The organism is Bartonella sp. ML70XJBT.G, from assembly GCF_028618575.1.
Taxonomy (GTDB): domain Bacteria; phylum Pseudomonadota; class Alphaproteobacteria; order Rhizobiales; family Rhizobiaceae; genus Bartonella.
This window is the reverse complement of sequence record NZ_JAQITA010000006.1, coordinates 72,015-89,154: the sequence shown is the minus strand read 5'-3', so window position 1 is coordinate 89,154 and position 17,140 is coordinate 72,015. Positions and strand designations below refer to the sequence as shown.

General features: G+C 38.6%; 15 protein-coding genes. 4 read left to right on the top strand and 11 right to left on the bottom strand.

Translation table 11 applies throughout. The annotated features are described in order from the left end of the window. Positions 1–35: 35 nt before the first annotated feature. Positions 36–2,771 carry a DNA mismatch repair protein MutS gene (gene mutS, locus PVV64_RS04190; RefSeq protein ID WP_273759746.1) on the bottom strand — a complete coding sequence of 912 codons (2,736 nt, stop codon included), beginning with the start codon at positions 2,769–2,771 and terminating at the stop codon, positions 36–38. Positions 2,772–2,984: 213 nt separating this feature from the next. Between mutS and PVV64_RS04185 the strand changes: the two genes are divergently transcribed. Then, positions 2,985–5,276, top strand: a complete 2,292-nt coding sequence (locus PVV64_RS04185) for an NADP-dependent malic enzyme (RefSeq protein WP_273759745.1) — start codon at positions 2,985–2,987, stop codon at positions 5,274–5,276. A 51-nt stretch (positions 5,277–5,327) separates the two neighbouring features. Here the strand turns inward: PVV64_RS04185 and secB are convergent, their stop codons facing one another. Both secB and PVV64_RS04175 read right to left on the bottom strand, forming a co-directional pair. After that, positions 5,328–5,810, bottom strand: coding sequence for a protein-export chaperone SecB (gene secB / locus PVV64_RS04180; RefSeq protein ID WP_273759744.1), 483 nt, complete (start codon positions 5,808–5,810; stop codon positions 5,328–5,330). A gap of 145 nt (positions 5,811–5,955) precedes the next feature. Beyond that, the gene (locus tag PVV64_RS04175; protein WP_273759743.1) at positions 5,956–6,462 is read right to left on the bottom strand and encodes an FxsA family protein; all 507 of its coding nucleotides are present in this window, start codon (positions 6,460–6,462) and stop codon (positions 5,956–5,958) included. A gap of 207 nt (positions 6,463–6,669) precedes the next feature. Here PVV64_RS04175 and PVV64_RS04170 point away from each other — a divergent pair, with 207 nt between their 5' ends. Together PVV64_RS04170 and PVV64_RS04165 are read left to right on the top strand one after the other, a co-directional pair. Next, entirely contained in the window at positions 6,670–7,362 is a 693-nt protein-coding gene (locus PVV64_RS04170; protein ID WP_273759795.1) for a Tim44/TimA family putative adaptor protein, read from the top strand. 56 nt (positions 7,363–7,418) lie between these two features. Further along, on the top strand, positions 7,419–8,018 hold the full coding sequence (locus tag PVV64_RS04165) for a Smr/MutS family protein (protein WP_273759742.1): 600 nt from the start codon (positions 7,419–7,421) through the stop codon (positions 8,016–8,018). 948 nt (positions 8,019–8,966) lie between these two features. Here the strand turns inward: PVV64_RS04165 and PVV64_RS04160 are convergent. Genes PVV64_RS04160 through PVV64_RS04150 form a run of 3 tightly spaced genes read right to left on the bottom strand, consistent with a single transcriptional unit; the run spans position 8,967 to position 12,147 of the window. Next, on the bottom strand, positions 8,967–9,968 hold the full coding sequence (locus tag PVV64_RS04160) for an Hsp33 family molecular chaperone (RefSeq protein ID WP_273759741.1): 1,002 nt from the start codon (positions 9,966–9,968) through the stop codon (positions 8,967–8,969). Between the two features lie 11 nt (positions 9,969–9,979). Further along, on the bottom strand, positions 9,980–10,936 hold the full coding sequence (argF, locus tag PVV64_RS04155) for an ornithine carbamoyltransferase (protein ID WP_404978412.1): 957 nt from the start codon (positions 10,934–10,936) through the stop codon (positions 9,980–9,982). A gap of 5 nt (positions 10,937–10,941) precedes the next feature. Beyond that, the gene (locus PVV64_RS04150) at positions 10,942–12,147 is read right to left on the bottom strand and encodes an aspartate aminotransferase family protein (protein ID WP_273759739.1); all 1,206 of its coding nucleotides are present in this window, start codon (positions 12,145–12,147) and stop codon (positions 10,942–10,944) included. A 461-nt stretch (positions 12,148–12,608) separates the two neighbouring features. On the opposite strand from PVV64_RS04150, the gene PVV64_RS04145 reads away from it, so the two are divergent. Continuing rightward, positions 12,609–13,139: a GcrA family cell cycle regulator gene (locus tag PVV64_RS04145; protein ID WP_273759738.1), complete on the top strand. Its 531-nt coding sequence runs from the start codon at positions 12,609–12,611 to the stop codon at positions 13,137–13,139. A gap of 807 nt (positions 13,140–13,946) precedes the next feature. Here the strand turns inward: PVV64_RS04145 and PVV64_RS04140 are convergent. From PVV64_RS04140 to ccmA, 5 genes are read right to left on the bottom strand one after another with little or no spacing between them, the layout of a single operon-like run. Then, positions 13,947–14,600 (bottom strand): DsbE family thiol:disulfide interchange protein, encoded by a 654-nt coding sequence (locus PVV64_RS04140; protein ID WP_273759737.1) that lies wholly within the window; start codon positions 14,598–14,600, stop codon positions 13,947–13,949. Then, positions 14,575–14,826, bottom strand: a complete 252-nt coding sequence (locus PVV64_RS04135) for a hypothetical protein (protein ID WP_273759736.1) — start codon at positions 14,824–14,826, stop codon at positions 14,575–14,577. The genes PVV64_RS04140 and PVV64_RS04135 overlap by 26 nt, the downstream gene beginning before the upstream one ends. An 11-nt stretch (positions 14,827–14,837) precedes the next feature. Then, complete coding sequence (locus PVV64_RS04130) at positions 14,838–15,593, bottom strand: heme ABC transporter permease (protein WP_273759735.1); 756 nt, start codon at positions 15,591–15,593, stop codon at positions 14,838–14,840. Positions 15,594–15,636: 43 nt separating this feature from the next. Continuing rightward, positions 15,637–16,305 carry a heme exporter protein CcmB gene (ccmB, locus tag PVV64_RS04125; protein WP_273759734.1) on the bottom strand — a complete coding sequence of 223 codons (669 nt, stop codon included), beginning with the start codon at positions 16,303–16,305 and terminating at the stop codon, positions 15,637–15,639. 3 nt (positions 16,306–16,308) lie between these two features. After that, positions 16,309–16,929 (bottom strand): heme ABC exporter ATP-binding protein CcmA, encoded by a 621-nt coding sequence (ccmA, locus tag PVV64_RS04120; RefSeq protein ID WP_273759733.1) that lies wholly within the window; start codon positions 16,927–16,929, stop codon positions 16,309–16,311. Between the last annotated feature and the right edge of the window lie 211 nt (positions 16,930–17,140).

The following is a 17,140-nucleotide window of genomic DNA, read 5'->3' as shown; positions in this document are numbered from 1 at the left end:
GAAAGAATGTTTTCTTTGATTTTTTTATAAAGGATTTAGCTTTTTTCTAGTTTTTTGAGGCGATAAAGTTCTTCTAAAGCTTGCTTAGGGGAAAGTTCATCAGGGTGAATATTTGCTAACGCCTCATGAAGTGCGCAATGCTCTTGTGTTTTTTCATTTACAGGAGATACTGCTTTAAGGGAAAAAAGTGGTAAATCATCAATAAGTTTATGTCCTTTTCCAGCCATTTCACCTTGTTCTAATTGGTGGAGAACATCTGTAGCGCGGGCAATAACTGCTGGGGGAAGTCCAGCAAGTTTTGCAACTTGTACGCCGTAGGATCGATCTGCAGCTCCTGGTGTGACTTCATGAAGAAAAACCACATCACCATCCCAATTTTTAACTTTCATTGTTACATTATAAAGGCGGTTAAGCTTTTCTGTCAGTGCTGTCATTTCATGAAAATGGGTAGCAAGAATAGCACGACAGCGATTCACTTCATGCAGATATTCTACAGCTGCCCAAGCAATGGAAAGTCCATCAAAGGTTGATGTTCCTCGTCCAATTTCATCAAGAATAACAAGGGATTTGTGACTAGCGTGATTAAGAATTGTTGCTGTTTCCACCATTTCCATCATGAAGGTTGAGCGCCCCCTTGCAAGGTCATCGGAAGCACCAACACGACTAAAGAGGCGATCAACGACGCCAATATGTGCGCAAGTTGCTGGAACAAAGGATCCCATTTGCGCCATAATAGCAATCAGCGCATTTTGCCGTAAGAAAGTGGATTTTCCTCCCATATTGGGACCTGTCAAAAGCCAGATGGCTGCATATTGATGATTTTCTTGTACAGAGAGATCACAATTATTGGCAACAAAGGGTTCTGCAGCTTGTTTGCGAAGTGCTTGCTCCACGACAGGATGGCGCCCAGCAGTGATACGAAAGGTAAGAGAATGATCGATTTTGGGGCGACAATATCCTTGTTCTTCAGCCAGATGTGCTAATGCGACGGATATATCCAAGACAGCAAGTGCTTCGGCTGCTTTACGAATGAAATCAATCTGCTCAGTAATTTCATGCACAAGGGTTTCAAAGATTTCCAGTTCAAGTGTCAGTGCGTGGTGAGCGGCATGGGCAATACGGCTTTCAAGATCAGCAAGCTCTGTTGTGGTAAAGCGCATAGCATTTGCCATTGTTTGCCGATGAATAAAACGTTCTTTGGCTTGAGGGTTATTTGTGAGTGCAGATGCTTGTACATTGGTGACTTCAATGAAGTAGCCTAGAATATTATTATGCTTGATTTTAAGCGTTTTAATATCTGTTTCTTGGGCATATTGTGCTTGAAGTTCGGCAATGACACGGCGCGATTCATCACGTAGAGCACGCATTTCATCAAGCTCTTTATGATATTGAGAGCGAATAAAACCACCATCACGTTTCAGCAGAGGAAGGTCATCCGCTAATGCCCGTTCTAAATGATCATGTAAAGCAGTGGGCAAATGTGAGAAAACCTGTTGTACGTCACTGATTTCTTGAGGAAGCAATTGATCATTAAAAAGCTGCTTGATTTCACGAATAATTTCAAAACCACGCTGGATTGCAGCCATATCACGGGGACCACCTCGTCCAAGCACCAAACGTGACACTGCACGGGGCATATCTGGGCCCCCCTTTAAAATAAGTTTTATGGCTTCTGCAAGGGAGGTATTTTGTAAAAAAAAGGCAACCGAATCGAGTCTATGATCAATAGCCGAGGGTGTGGTGAGGGGTGCAATGAGACGATCGACAAGAAGACGTGATCCCCCTCCTGTTACCGTGCGATCAATAGCTTTTAATAAGCTTCCATCACGTTGTCCTGAAGTGGTTCGGACAAGCTCAAGACTAAGTCTGGTTGCAGCATCAATGAAAAGGGTAGCACTTTCATTTTGACGTTCAGGATGCATAAGAAGAGGGCGATGCGTGATTTGTGTTTTTTCGATGTAACGGATGGCAGCAGCGATTGCAGAGAGTTCAGGGCGAGAATAATCGGCAACACCTTCAAGGGTTGAAAGTTTAAAATAACCGCAAATATCGCGTTCGGCAGTAACTGTGTCGAAGAGATTAGCAGGTTGAGGTAAAACAATGCGATCGAGAACATGAAAAAGTGATTTGTGGGATTTGTCATGAAAGAAAGAGTCAGCGACAATAATTTCTTGAGGATCTACGCGCATAATGTCTGCCAGAAGTTTTTCAGGACGGCTTTCTGTTACACGAAATATGCCTGTTGAGATATCAATCCAAGAAAGGGCAAAATCCTCTCCATCGCTGGTTTTGATGCGCGCAAGTGTCATCAGATAATTTGCACGCGTTGGATCAAGAAGTTTTTCTTCGGTAAGAGTTCCAGGTGTGACAAGGCGCACGACATCGCGTCGAACAACCGATTTTGATCCACGCTTTTTGGCTTCGGCAGGATCTTCTGTTTGTTCACAAACAGCAACGCGATATCCACAAGCAATAAGTTTTTGCAAATAATCATCAGCAGCATGAACGGGAACCCCGCACATAGGAATATCTTCACCCAAATGTTTGCCGCGTGTTGTGAGGGTGATTCCTAAAGCTTGAGCAGCTTCAACAGCATCATTAAAAAACAATTCATAAAAATCACCCATCCGGTAAAAGAGCAGGGAATCATTATTGACTGCTTTGATTTCTATATATTGCTCCATCATAGGTGTGAGGCGTTGTTGATGAGGAGCAGATGAGAGGGCAGGCTGAGGAATTAAATTATTTTTAGAGTTGTTTTTTTTATCCATGTTTACGCGCCTGTCTCCTTCAAGTGAAGTTTTAATACCCTTTTTTGTTTACTTCAGTAATACTTATCTTCATTATCTCTAAAAATTGAAACGTGTAATCAGGTTTGTTAAAGCAAGCATAGCGATTTCTCATATATGAATCAAATTTTAAAATCGGGTAATTACACGTATCATAGAGCATAATTGACACTGTTTTGGAGAGAATTGAGTGAAATGAAAAAGCAAAATCAGAAACTACCTCAAATGATTTATGGTGTTAGTGAGCAAGAAGCTCTTGATTTTCATAGTTGTGGTCGACCTGGAAAGCTTGAAATTATTGCAACAAAGTCTATGGCAACACAGCATGATTTAGCACTTGCTTATTCACCAGGTGTTGCTGTTCCAGTGAAAGCAATTGCTCAAAATCCAGCATTGGCTTATGATTATACGACAAAAGGAAATCTTGTGGCTGTGATATCAAATGGAACAGCTATTTTAGGTTTGGGCAATTTAGGTGCGCTTGCATCGAAACCTGTAATGGAAGGCAAAGCAGTGCTTTTTAAGCGCTTTGCGGATATTGATTCCATTGATTTGGAAATTGATACAAACGATCCAGAAGATTTTATCAATTTAGTACGTCATTTGGAACCGTCTTTTGGCGGTATCAATCTTGAAGACATTAAAGCACCAGAGTGTTTTATGATTGAGAGTCGCTTACGCGAAGTTATGAATATTCCTGTTTTTCATGATGATCAACATGGTACAGCAATTATTGTTGCCGCTGGCGTACTGAATGCTCTGTATTTAACAGGGCGTGACATGCAAAATACGAAGTTAGTCTGTAATGGTGCTGGCTCTGCTGGAATTGCTTGTATTGAATTGATTAAAGCAATGGGGTTTCGACCTGAAAATATTATACTCTGTGATACGAAGGGTGTGGTCTATGAAGGGCGCAAAGAGGGAATGAATAAGTGGAAAGCTGCCCATGCTCTTCGAACCGATAAACGCACGCTAGCCGAAGCAATGGAAGGCGCTGATATGTTTTTTGGGGTTTCGGCGAAAGGTGCAATTACCCCTGAGATGGTCAAATCGATGGCACCACAGCCGATTATTTTTGCTATGGCCAATCCCGATCCAGAAATTACACCAGAAGAGGTTATGAAAGTGCGTAATGATGCCATTGTGGCAACAGGTCGTTCAGATTATCCAAACCAAATTAACAATGTTCTTTGTTTTCCTTATATCTTTCGTGGTGCACTTGATGTACGTGCGACGGTTATCAATGAGGACATGAAAATTGCTGCTGCAAAAGCTTTGGCGCAGTTGGCCCATGAAGAGGTTCCTGACAGTGTAGCAGAAGCTTATCGTGGCAAGCGATTGAAATTCGGACCTAATTATATCATTCCTGTTCCTTTTGATCCACGTTTGTTTACGGTTGTTTCAAAAGCGGTGGCAAAAGCGGCAATGGAGAGTGGTGTTGCGCGAAAGCATATTGATGATTTAGAGGCTTATGAGCGTGATTTAAGTGCAAGACGTGATCCCATTTCCTCTGTGATGCGTGGAGTTTATAATCATATTCGCCAAGCGCCAAAACAGATTGTTTTCGCAGAAGGTGAAGAAGAGCAAGTCATCAGAGCCGCTGTTTCCTATGTTCATCAAAAACTAGGACAAGCAATTTTGATTGGCCATGAAGAACAAGTGAGAGAAACTGCAGCTATTGCTGGTATTGATCTTGAGCGTGAAGGTATTTCACTTATGAATGCAAAGCTCTCCTGTCGTACGGATGCTTATGCGAATTACCTTTATAAAAAGATGCAGCGTCAAGGCTGGTTATTGCGTGATTGTCACCATCGTATCAATAATGATCGCAATTATTTTGCTGCTTGTATGGTGGCATTAGGGGATGCTGATGCAATGGTTACAGGAGTAACACGCAATTATGAAACAGCATTGATCGATATACGTCGTGTGATTAATGAAAAACCACAAGAACGGTTGATTGGTATCTCAATGGCTATTTGCCGTGGACGAACGGTGTTTATTGCAGATACAGCTGTTTATGAGGATCCTAACGCTGAAGAACTTGCTGATATAGCGGAACAAACAGCTTCTTTTGTCCATGGATTTGGATATCAACCACGGGTCGCGTTTTTAGCATTTTCTACTTTTGGCTATATGAAAGGAAAAGTTACACAAAATATCCAGGATGCTGTTCGTATTTTGCATGAACGCGGGGTTGACTTTGAATTTGATGGAGAAATGAGTGCAGATGTTGCGCTCAATTTGAAATTGATGCAACAATATCCCTTTATGGGATTAACAGAACCAGCCAACATTTTAATAATGCCTGGCTATCATAGCTCTTCTATTGCGAGCAAAATGTTGCAAGAGCTTGGTGAAGCAACCCTTATTGGACCTATTCTGATTGGATTGGAAAAATCTGTCCAAATTGTACCTTTTAGTGGAAATGATACAGATGTTGTTAATATCGCAATGTTAGCAGCGTATCATGCAAAAAAATTGTAAAAAAAAGGCCCTGAAGTATCAGGGCCTTTTTGATAATAAAAAAATAAATTTTTACGATGGTTGTACCTGACTCTGATTGTCGTTTTGTTCTTCAGCAAGACGTTTTTGAAATAATGCTGCAAAGTCAATTGGATCAATCCAAAGAGGTGGAAATCCTCCATTTTGGGTAGCATCAGATATAATTTGCCGCGCAAATGGAAATAAAAGACGAGGACATTCAATAAAAACAAGAGGCATAACATGCTCTTGTGGAATATTTTTAATATGAAAAACACCACCATAAATGAGTTCTACATGAAACAATATTTCCGTATCATCACTGGCTTTAACAGAGAGGGATAAGACAACATCATAATTATCATCACCGATTGGGTTTGCGTTGACATTGATATTGATATCTATTTGTGGTGATTTTTCACGCGGACGCAGTGAATGAGGAGCAGCTGGGTTCTCGAATGAGAAATCTTTTAAATACTGCGTTAATACAGCAAAAACGGGCTCTCCACCACTGTTGTTCATTTCACCTTCGGCCATAGTATAAACTTTCTCAATTTCTATTATTATATATTTCTATTTTAGAGCTACAGATTAAGCTGGTTATCACGCCTTGCAAAAGGTTGCAAGAAACGCTCCTCTTGTCTTGATTATTTTTTAAGTTGGTGACAGATTTTTTTCTCTTTCAATGATTATCATCATTTTTACGCCATGGAGATTCTGTAGTATTATAGACTTCGTAGTCTTCAGCTTTAAGATCAATGATTTTTTCAGAATCATTGTGAGTATTGGTTTTATTTTTAGTATGTTTGTTCATTCTATTTTGAAATGATAAAAAGAAGTGCCAGATAAGAAAACGGATTGGCTTAATAAGGAGTAGTATTCCAAAAATATCGCTGACAAATCCAGGAAGAATAAGCAAAATCGCTCCCACAATGATAAAGGCATCATCGGTAATATTGTTTTCCAGTCTGCGTCCTTGGATAAGTTCATGTTGTATATTTTTTAAAAGGCTAATGCCTTGAATTCGCAATAAAACAGCTCCAACTATTGTTGTGAGAACAACAAGACTCAAAGTTGCTAGAATGCCAATTTCTTTTCCAACAAAAATAAAACCAGCAATTTCGATTAAAAGAGTGCTAAGGAAGATAATGATAAAAAAGCGAGGATTGATAGGGTAAGACTTTATCACATAAAAACTCCCTTCTAGATAGTTTAGGATAATAGAAGATTATAAGAGCCATTCTTTTAAACATACATGAATAAAGTTTATAAAAATACATGAAAGGCTATAAAAATATTTGAATCGTAGATTCCTTATTTTACATATTTATTGATAAATGATATTGACTGCAATGTTTATTACAGATCATCTTAGGTTTGGAGATTGACAGCACCCATGGAATTTGACGTTATACTTGTCGTAGCTCTTATCATTATGGTTATCGTTTTTGTGCAACTGCGTAATGTATTAGGAAAACGGATTGGTTTTGAAAAACCTCCCTTTGATCCTTATTCACGTTGTTCTAAAAAGCAAACTGAGGTAGAAACGACAGACAGTATTGTTTCGTTCCCTCATCAAGACAATTCGCAAAAGAATGATTTTAGCGAGATTGATGCGATTTCACCAGAAGGGACTGTACTGAATGAAGGGTTACGGGCACTTCGCAAAATTGATTCCCATTTTTCTCCTCAATTTTTTATAAAAGGTGCACGGGTTGCTTATGAAATGATTGTCACAGCTTTTGCTAGAGGTGATCGAGATCAACTTAAAAGATTGCTTTCTCAAAATGTTTTTGAAAGCTTTTGTGCTGCTATTGAAAAACGTGAAAACAACAATGAAAAGGTTCAGTTTACTTTCGTTGGAATTAATAAGATAGAGTTCGTTTCAGCAGCAATACAAGATAAGGACGAATTTATAACTGTGCGGATTATCAGTGAGATGATTTCTGTAACCTATAATGGGCAAGGAGAGCGTATAGATGGTGATCCTGATGCTATCGTAGAAATTAGAGATGTTTGGACTTTTGTTCGCAACAGTTTATCATCAGACCCAAATTGGAAGCTTTTTGCAACAGAAGATGAAAATTAAGATCTTTTTTCTATAAGATTATAATAAATAAGCTTTATAAGAGATTGACGATTGAAATGTCTATGGGTGAATGGAGATGCAAAAAGGAATTCTTGACTCCACAAGATCGTCTTTTATGGGAGAGGGTGTGTCGTACAATAAGACCGCTTCATGATACTCTCCTTTCTTCTCTTACAAAAGATGCAGCAAATATTGATAACGAAAAACAGCGCCTAGCACCAATCGGTTCATTATCTCAAAAAAAACAACTGAAACAAACAGTTGTTAAAACAGAAAAGGAAATACTTGCACGAGCGCATAAAATCCATTTTTTTGATCGTGCTGCATATCGCAAGGTTGCCAAAGGGCATTATCCTATAGAGGCACGTCTTGATCTTCATGGTTGTATGCAGGAAGAAGCTTATTTTTTCTTAAAAAAGTTTCTACAATCGTCTCAGCAGAATGGATTGCGTTATGTCCTTGTGATCACAGGAAAAGGACGATCGCTTGGAAGTGATGGTGCTTTGTATAAGTTGGTTCCTCATTGGTTATCAACACCAACTTTTCGATATTATGTGCATGCCTTTGAGCAGGCGGCCCGCCAACATGGTGGTGGAGGTGCGCTTTATATCTGGTTGCGCCGTTTTGCACGAGATAAAGGGCATGATGTCATTTGAGTTATTGTAGGTTCAATCTTTCTTTGGCTCGTTATAGTATTTTACAAGTTATATTTTCTTGGCAGGAATAGGGGGGAGCGCAAAACTTAATCATGAGTTTTATGCTATTGTGTTTGATTTTTATAAAGAGTCATTCTGTTTAAGCCAAACTATAAGGAAAGAGACATCCTCAGTTCAAAAAATATTCGTGGAATCACAAGTCTGTAGAAAGAATATCCAAAGCTCTAAAAAAGTTTTAAAAACTTTTCATTTTCCTCAAGAATGAAATATTTGTTTGCTGTCTTTATTTTTGATACTTTGGGCTAGCATAGTAGCATATTGAGATGGGCAGATACTATCGATGAGTTGATATATAAAAGAGCATAAAATATTCTACCTTCACTTTTTATTTAAGACAGACACGGTAATAAAGTTTTATCATGCTTATGTTTATCAATAAATATAAGCAGAAAAATCATTATATTGATAACTCATGCTGTAAGTTTTCTTGTAGTCAACTGATTCATAAGGATTATTTTCCTCATTTTTATTTTTTCTGATTCATAATCAGAGGATTTGAATAAGAAAATACAATGATATTGAGCAAGTTTATTGCATCTGACAAAGATAATTTACCATTAATAATCAATATGTTGATCATTAAAAAAGAAAGAGTTCTTCAGTATAAAAAACTCACTTATGATGTGCAAATGTAAAAGAGAACTGTATTTAAAAAGAATAAAGCATATGTGAAACTATAAGTTGTTTCTATAAAAGAACATAGGGAACGCATACATAGGATTTGAAAAAACGTATAATCGTTTAGGCAAGGAAAAAACAGGGTGTGTTGCAGAGAACAAAATACACAAAAGATTTTAAAAGTTGATACGAAGCTGTCTTTAGGTGCAGCTGTATCATGAAAATAACTTTAGTGACAGAAAGCATTTCCTTGTTTGTAAGAAATATTTGTTAGCTTTTTTCTTCAGAAAATTCTTGCAGTTTAAAACGATAAGTTGTTGAGCAAAACTCACATGTGACGGAAATATATTGATTTTTAACCATTTCATTTCGTTCATCAGGGGGGAAGCCTTCAAGCATACCTTTAATCTTTTCACGCGAACAAGAGCATTGATCCACAAGAGAAAACGGATTAAAAACTCTGACACCATATTCATGGAAAAGACGGAATAAGAGCCGCTTACTGCCGACTTGGGGATCTGTCAATTCGGCACTTTCAATGGTTGCGGTTAGCGCTTTAGCCTCTTGCCAATGGTCTTCAAGTTGTCCATCGATTTTTGCTTTTTCTTGTTTTTGACCTAGATCATCTATTTCATGATGAGATGATGCTTTGGGCAAGAATTGGGTCAAAATTCCTCCTGCTCGCCAGTTTTTCTGTGTTTTTCCTTGTTGGTCTCGATTGACCAATATAGCAACTGCCAAACGGATATCGGTAGGAGTTTGCTCTGATTGATCAAAATAAATACGAGCAGCTTCTTGCAAGTTTGTTCCGTCTAATGCAACGATTCCCTGATAGGGCTGTGTATGGGAGCCTTGGTAGATGGTGAAGGCTAAAGTGCCTTTTCCCAGAAGGGTTTCTGAAGATATTTGCTCATTGGCAATTGCTTTTTTTAACTGTTCTTTATCAAAACGCGCATAACCACGCAGATGAGAGGGAGGAGAGAAATCGCATACCAACATATTAACCGGCCCATTGGAATGGGTTTGTAAAATAAATTTTTCCTTGAGTTTTAGGGAAGTTCCAAGCAAAACAGTCACAACTAAAGCTTCTGCGAGAAGGTAAGAAACTGGTTCAGGATATTGATGTCTTGTAAGAATAGAATTTAAAGCGTCACCAAATTGTACAGAACGCCCACGAATATCCAGTTCTTCGACTTGAAAGGGAATAACAGTATCATCTTCACTCAAGTAGATATTTTTGAGAGAAGCTTCATCTGTGGATTTTTCGCGCATATTTTTGCCTTTTATATAATCTGTTTTGTAAGATATTGTGAAGTGAAAAATCCATCTTGTAAACACCATGCAAGAATTGCTTTTTGGGTATGAAGGCGATTTTCAGCTTCGTCAAAAACAACGGAATGCGCTCCATCTATCACAGCATCAACAACTTCTTCACCACGATGCGCAGGAAGGCAATGCATGAAAAGAGCATTGGGTTTGGCTAATTTCATTAAAGCTTCATTGACTTGATAAGGTTGAAAAATAGAATGATCGCGGGCACGAAACTCTTGTCCCATGGAAAACCATGTATCGGTAATAATACAATCGGCATCCTTAGCAGCCTTTTGAGGATTATGCGTTAAGGCAATATGAGCACCTCGTTCACGTGCCCAGTGAACAAATTTTTCTTGTGGTTCGCTGCCTTTTGGAGTGGCAATACGTAAGTGAAAGTTAAAAAGGGCAGCAGCTTCGATCAAGGAATGAAGCACATTATTGCCATCCCCCATCCATGCAAATATTTTTTTTGCAATGGGTCCACGATGTTCTTCATAGGTCATGATATCTGCTAGAATTTGGCAAGGATGAGTGTCATCTGTAAGGGCATTAATGACAGGAATCTGTGCGTATTGTGCCAATTCAAGCATTCGATTATGTGTTGTTGTTCGTAATATAACAATATCCACAAAACGCGATAAGACCCGAGCTGTATCAGCAATGGTTTCACAATAACCAAGCTGCATCTCTGAACCCGTTAACATGATTGTATCTCCCCCAAGTTGGCGCATCCCGATATCAAATGAAATACGGGTTCGTGTGGATGGTTTTTCAAAAATCATTGCGAGTGTTTTATCAACAAAAGGTTTTGAGCTTTTTCCTGCTTTGAAAGATGCTTTAAGTTTTTTTGCATAATCGATAAGAGCACGTGCTATTTGCGGGGTTAAAGCAGATAAATCGGTGAAGTGGCGAAGAGCATTTGTCATGTTTGTCATATTTTCCTTGTTTTATTTGTTTGCGAAAGAGAGGCAATTGCTTTTTCAACACGACGCAAGCTTTCATCGATTTCTTCTTCCGTGATGATAAGAGGAGGCAATAAGCGCACTACATTATTGTTGGCATGAGTACAGAGAACATATTCATTTTCCAAGGCACTTACGACTACATTTGCGGGAACCACACACTGAATACCAATCATAAGACCTACCCCCTGAATTGCAGAGATAATATCAGGATAGATATTGAGAATTCTCGAAAGTCCACTTTTGAGCTTATCGCCTACCTGCTCAACATGTTGGAGAAAGCTTGGTTCTAATATAATATCAAGAACACTATTGCCCACCGCCATTCCAAGAAGATTTCCTCCAAAGGTTGAACCATGGGTCCCTGGTATCATACTTTTTGCGGCTTCCTCTGTTGCAAGACAAGCTCCCAGCGGAAATCCACCACCTAATCCTTTTGCGAGAGTAAGAATATCAGGCGCAATATCACTCCATTGATAGGCAAAAAGCTTTCCTGTACGTCCAATACCCGTTTGGACCTCATCTAAAATCAATAATAAATTATGATCGTCGCATATTTTGCGCAAAAATTTTAAAGTGTCATAAGAAACCGTTCGTATTCCTCCTTCGCCTTGAATAGGCTCGATAAGAATAGCTGCGGTATTTTGATTGATGGCGTTTCGCAAAGCGGTTTCATCACAAAAAGGAATTTGAATAAATCCACCAGCTTTGGGCCCAAAGCCTTCGAGATATTTTTCGTGCCCAGTAGCCGCAAGCGTTGCAAGTGTGCGTCCATGAAAGGCACCTTCAAAAGTAATAATTTCAACGCGTTTTGGATGGCCAGATGCGTAATGATAATGACGAGCTGTTTTGATAGCGCATTCTAATGCTTCAGCACCAGAATTACAGAAGAAAACCTTATCAGCAAAGCTATTTGCACAAAGCCGTGCAGCAAAAGCTTCTTGTTCAGGTGATTGAAAAAGATTGGAAATGTGCCAAAGTTTTTCAGCTTGTCTTTTGAGAGTATCGACCAACCTTGGGTGCGCATATCCTAATGCATTCACAGCAATACCAGATGTCAAGTCAAGATAACGCTCTCCTTTATCAGAAATAAGCCAGACACCACTGCCTTGTTTAAAATGCAAATTACGTCGAGCAAAACACTTATAAAGTGGCTGTAGAGCAGGAGTGCCCATTATTCTTTCCTTTTATATTTTAAATTTTGTCATACAATAAACAAAACAATGTGATAAATAAAGCAGTGTTCTAGCTTTAGATACAGTATTTCATTACACACCCATGTTATAGATCGTGACCGAGATGGCTAAAAAGTCAATAAAGGTTCTGCAAGAAGTATTTAGAGGGGCAAGTCTTAAGCAAATACGATAGTTTGGTCTAGACTTGATTTGCAAGTTGGGGAAAACGTTCTAAATAAACTCTTCAAGAGGGAAAGACTCTTGTCAGAGAGTCGATGCGTATTGTAGTTTAAATCAGCAAGCAAGGTTGTGTTGAGTTTTTAAGTTCCATAGGTTGAATGAAATTGTTATGCTTAGGGCAGAGTAATTTTTTTTCATTCGATTCATTGGGGACATTATTCAAACATTTGAAGATGCAAGGGGGAGCATCTCATTGAGGTGATCAGGATTGGAGTGCTGATATGGGTTGGACAGATGAACGCGTTGAACTTCTTAAGAAGTTCTGGAGTGAGGGGTTAAGTGCAAGTCAAATTGCCGCCCAGTTAGGTGGGGTCAGCAGGAATGCAGTGATTGGTAAAGTGCATCGATTAAAGTTACCGGGACGTGGTAAAACAGCACAAGGGAATGTGCGTGCCCAAAAGACACCTGCTAGTAGTCCATCATCTCCGCGTATACGTCGTACACCATCGACGGTATCACCAACGATTGCTCCGTCTTGCAGCGTTGGAGCAACGGCATTAAAGGTGGAGTCTGTAGTCGAGGATATAAAAGAACCCGATGTGCCTGAGAAACCGAATGTAGTTGTGCCTATATCACGCCATCTTAATCTTTTGCAATTAAGTGAGAATACATGTAGGTGGCCCGTTGGAGATCCCTTATCATCGGATTTTCATTTTTGTGGTGCTGATTCCGGTGAAAATAGTCCCTACTGTGCTTTTCATGCTAAAATAGCATTTCAGCCAATCTCTGAAAGACGGCGGATAAGAATATAATATTTGAATGTAAGCACTATTACATTTTCTGTTTTATCTTGATTATTAAAGATAAGGCTTTTGCTGAAAAGAGAAGTTTTCTCTGTTAAGGGAATCTCCAAGTAGTATTTTTGTGTTATTGCATAATGAAGTGCCGTTAAGGTGCGAAAAGTTGTCTATTTTTATTTAGCTTTACGGATCAAAGTATCTACAGCAGCATTTTGTGAATAATACAGAATTGTATAAAGCTTCATATTTTTGTTTTTTATACTCTTATAATGACTTCGCTTTTCTTATGCAAAAGAACACAGTATTTATTCAGTGACGCACTTAAACTTAAAGAAATTATATTTTGTTTATTTTATTGTTTTAATGGCATAATACAAAATTTATAGCGTACTCTCATATTTATCTATTCCTCATGTTTAGCTACTTTTGCATGAAGTCCCACAAAAATGCAGAGTAAGTTTTCTCAAGTGAATTTATTCTGCCTGCCTTTTTTATTATAATAAGTCGGCACCATCATACTCTTTGCCAACTCAAAATGCCGCGACAATTCTTGTATTTGAGAGTGCTGATAAGAAATATTGCTCTTTTCTTTAATAGTTTTTATCTACACGCCAACTTCATTTGTGATGTGAAGGAGATAATTCTGAGCTGATACAGCATAACAGCTTTGATAGGAAAGAATCTAACAATGTTTGGGACTCTCATTCAAGTTGTAAAAAGAAATGATCATGATAAATCGATGTATTGCATTAACAATGCAAGGGAATCTTTTAAAGAGGGTATCATCAGAGGGAGAAATAAAAAAATTTAACCCTATTCTCATTCTTCAATATGAGAAAATAACGCATTATCTTTATGCATCAATGCATTGTTGTTGGATATCTCTTCTTGCATGATAGCCTTTTCAATTTTTGGTAGGATTTTGTTTTGGTAAATTTGCCATGTTAAGGGACCAACATGTTTAGCAATAATAATGCGCTCTTTATTTAAAAGAAAGGTTTCTGGCGCTCCATATATTCCCCAATTAATGGCTGTATATCCTGAAGCATCAAAGCCAATCACTTTAAAAGGGTTCCCAAAACGATTCAGAAAGCGTTGAGCGTTTTCTTTATTGTCTTTATAATTAATACCAATAAGATCAAAACGTTTATCTTGTGCAATCTTCATCAAAAACGGATGTTCTTTACGACAGGATGAGCACCAAGATCCCCAAAAATTGATTAATGTTATACGTCCTTTCAATTGATCTGAATGGAGAAGATGCTTTTCATTGCCAAGAAGGGGAAGACTTATTTGGGGAGCTGATTTTTCAACAAAGCTGTTTGGCAGAAGAGAAGTATCATTGGGGTATTTTCTCCCTATAAGAGAGAAGAAAACCACAGTGAGAAGAGAAAAAAACATAAATGGTCCAAAAAGACCAAACACGATAGATAAGAATGTGTTTTTTTTAATTTTTTGAAGGATATTTTTCATGATGCTTTTCTTTCCAAAACACCTCTTTTTTGTTCAACTGTTGTAGGATTTTTTTTTGATAGATAGCTTTGCAAAGGATATGACCCATAAGGCACAGAAGGAAGATTGCGGAAAGCATGTAACTCAAAATAACAATTTGCTTGTGGTGAAGAGTACCAAGAAACAAGTCAATTTGCTGAGAGAGATTTCCTAAAAGTCCGCTATGACTGCTATTGAGATCAAGCATGATGAAAATTCCTAATATTGTGCATGACGGGCTTTTTTCTTCTGAAGTATCTGGATATGACGGCTATTGATTTCGTTGCGTATAGCCATCAAATAGAGCAAAATAAACAGAAAGCTCAAACAAAAGATCATTGTGATAAGGGGCCATAACATAGCACGTTCGATAGTTGGCCCTCCTGAACGTAAGAGCGATGACGATTGATGGAGTGTGTTCCACCAATTAACGGAAAATTTGATAATAGGGATATTGACAAGTCCAACGAGGGTAAGAATGGCTGTTGCGCGTGCAGCTTTTTCTTGATTATAAAAAGCACGAGCAAGCATGACAATAGCAAGGTAGATAAAAAATAAGATCAAAACAGATGTGAGTCGTGCATCCCATACCCACCATGTTCCCCATGTAGGGCGCCCCCAAAGCGCGCCTGTTATCAGAGCTAAGGCTGTAAAGATTGCTCCAATAGGTGCACCACATTTAAGTGCTATATCAGCAAGATGATATCTCCAGATCAAACTCCCTAAAGCAGCTGCACTTATGATGATATAACAAAATGTAGAGAGCCACGCGAATGGTACGTGAAGATACATAATCTTGACAGTGATGCCTTGTTGATAGTCATCAGGAGAATAGATAATCAAAATAAGCCCTAGGATAAGAAGGCCCAATGTCATACTTGTTAACCAAGGTAACACAACACGACTTATTTTCATAAAACGAGTTAAACTTACTGGGAGCGTACCCATTTTATGTCTGTGAGATATTTTATTCATGAAATTTATAATAGGCAGAGTTTTGCTGTGCGGCAATCCTCTTTTACTCTTCTGCTAAAAGCTTGAGCGTTATAGCAGCAACAAAGGAACTAAAAAGACTCAAAAGAAGTGAGAAAGCGATAAGAAGAGTCAGGGAACTCAGAAAAGAGACACTTGGATTTGTTGGGGCTGTAGCGGCTGAAACGCCAAAAATCATGATAGGAATGATCCATGGTAAGATAATAATAAAGACGAGGAGAGTGCTATGTAACAATGAGGTTGCGAGGGCAGCTCCTATAGCGCCAATGAAAATAATAGCAGGTGTTCCACATAAGAGGGTGAGTGTTGTTGTAAAAGTTGTTACTGCATCGAGATGGAGCATGAATGCTAAAATCGGCGTAGCAAAAATAAGAGGGAGCATTGTTCCTGCCCAATGAGCGAGGCATTTAATAAATACAATCAGAGTAAAACTTTGTCTTTGTCCAGAAAGAATGAATTGATCAAGACTGCCATCATCATGATCGGTTTGAAAAAGTTTATTAAGATTGAGGAGTCCTGCAAGAAGGGCTCCAAACCATAATATGCCAGGGCCTATTTGTGCAAGGACTTTAGGCTCTGGCCCAATGGCAAAAGGGGTTATCATAATAACGGCGATGAAAAACAACAGCCCTTTTAACGAAGAGGCTTGTGGTGCTAGAGTTAATTTAAGATCACGCCAAAACAGTGCTTTCATTCTTTATCTTTCTTGGAGAGATAGGAATTTTTCCAAAGCAATATTATGATTTTCTGGAATACCGAGGGGATGATGGGTTGCAGCAATAATCATACCACCTTGGTTTAGATGATGTTGAAAAATATGAGAAAGAAGAGTTTGCGCATAGCTATCGATGCCCGATATTGGTTCATCTAAAATCCAAATAGGACGATAAGAGAGCAAAAGACGGGCAATGGCTACGCGTCTTTTTTGCCCAGTTGACAAGACATGAAAGGGTAAGTGTTCAAGCTCAGAAAGACCAATATCGGCAAGGGCTTCATGGGGAGAGCGTAGATATTGTCCATAAAATGCTGACCAAAATTGTAGATTATCAATAACAGATAAAAAAGGTTTCATAGCATTTTGGGGGGCAAGATAATGGCATGCAGTTGCTACCGGATATGTTTGTTCTTGGTCTTTAAGGATGATATTGCCTTCAGTGGCTTTAAGAAGACCAACAATGATTCGTAGTAATGTAGATTTACCGATACCATTTGGACCTGTGATGGTCATAAGTTGCTGTGGGAGTAAACAAAAAGAAAGACCTTGGAATAAAATTTCTTCGTTTCTGTGAGCTGCTAAATTTACGCCCGAGAGCACCATGTATTTACCTATTTTTCTTTTATTTCTATAATCTTTATTGCATTATAAGATAAAAAACACGTTTTTTCTGTAATTGTACCTAGAATAGTTCTAGAAATAGTTCTATAAGATATGTATTACATCAAGATCTGGTGGAGAATGGTTTTTGGTGTCGATTTCTGAATTTGCTGATGAAAAGGTAGAGGAGGAAATGGAAGGGGGAAGTTATTGC

What these genes read in the sequence shown, in the direction of transcription:
- ccmA (WP_273759733.1), bottom strand. Translation starts at nt 16,929, where the DNA reads ATGGTGCTCTCGGGCGTAAATTTAGCAGCTCACAGAAACGAAGAAATT.
- secB (WP_273759744.1), bottom strand. Translation starts at nt 5,810, where the DNA reads ATGGCCGAAGGTGAAATGAACAACAGTGGTGGAGAGCCCGTTTTTGCT.
- ccmB (WP_273759734.1), bottom strand. Translation starts at nt 16,305, where the DNA reads ATGAAAGCACTGTTTTGGCGTGATCTTAAATTAACTCTAGCACCACAA.
- PVV64_RS04130 (WP_273759735.1), bottom strand. Translation starts at nt 15,593, where the DNA reads ATGAATAAAATATCTCACAGACATAAAATGGGTACGCTCCCAGTAAGT.
- PVV64_RS04160 (WP_273759741.1), bottom strand. Translation starts at nt 9,968, where the DNA reads ATGCGCGAAAAATCCACAGATGAAGCTTCTCTCAAAAATATCTACTTG.
- PVV64_RS04185 (WP_273759745.1), top strand. Translation starts at nt 2,985, where the DNA reads ATGAAAAAGCAAAATCAGAAACTACCTCAAATGATTTATGGTGTTAGT.
- PVV64_RS04165 (WP_273759742.1), top strand. Translation starts at nt 7,419, where the DNA reads ATGTCTATGGGTGAATGGAGATGCAAAAAGGAATTCTTGACTCCACAA.
- PVV64_RS04140 (WP_273759737.1), bottom strand. Translation starts at nt 14,600, where the DNA reads ATGAAAAATATCCTTCAAAAAATTAAAAAAAACACATTCTTATCTATC.
- PVV64_RS04135 (WP_273759736.1), bottom strand. Translation starts at nt 14,826, where the DNA reads ATGCTTGATCTCAATAGCAGTCATAGCGGACTTTTAGGAAATCTCTCT.
- argF (WP_404978412.1), bottom strand. Translation starts at nt 10,936, where the DNA reads ATGACAAATGCTCTTCGCCACTTCACCGATTTATCTGCTTTAACCCCG.
- PVV64_RS04150 (WP_273759739.1), bottom strand. Translation starts at nt 12,147, where the DNA reads ATGGGCACTCCTGCTCTACAGCCACTTTATAAGTGTTTTGCTCGACGT.
- PVV64_RS04170 (WP_273759795.1), top strand. Translation starts at nt 6,670, where the DNA reads ATGGAATTTGACGTTATACTTGTCGTAGCTCTTATCATTATGGTTATC.
- mutS (WP_273759746.1), bottom strand. Translation starts at nt 2,771, where the DNA reads ATGGATAAAAAAAACAACTCTAAAAATAATTTAATTCCTCAGCCTGCC.
- PVV64_RS04145 (WP_273759738.1), top strand. Translation starts at nt 12,609, where the DNA reads ATGGGTTGGACAGATGAACGCGTTGAACTTCTTAAGAAGTTCTGGAGT.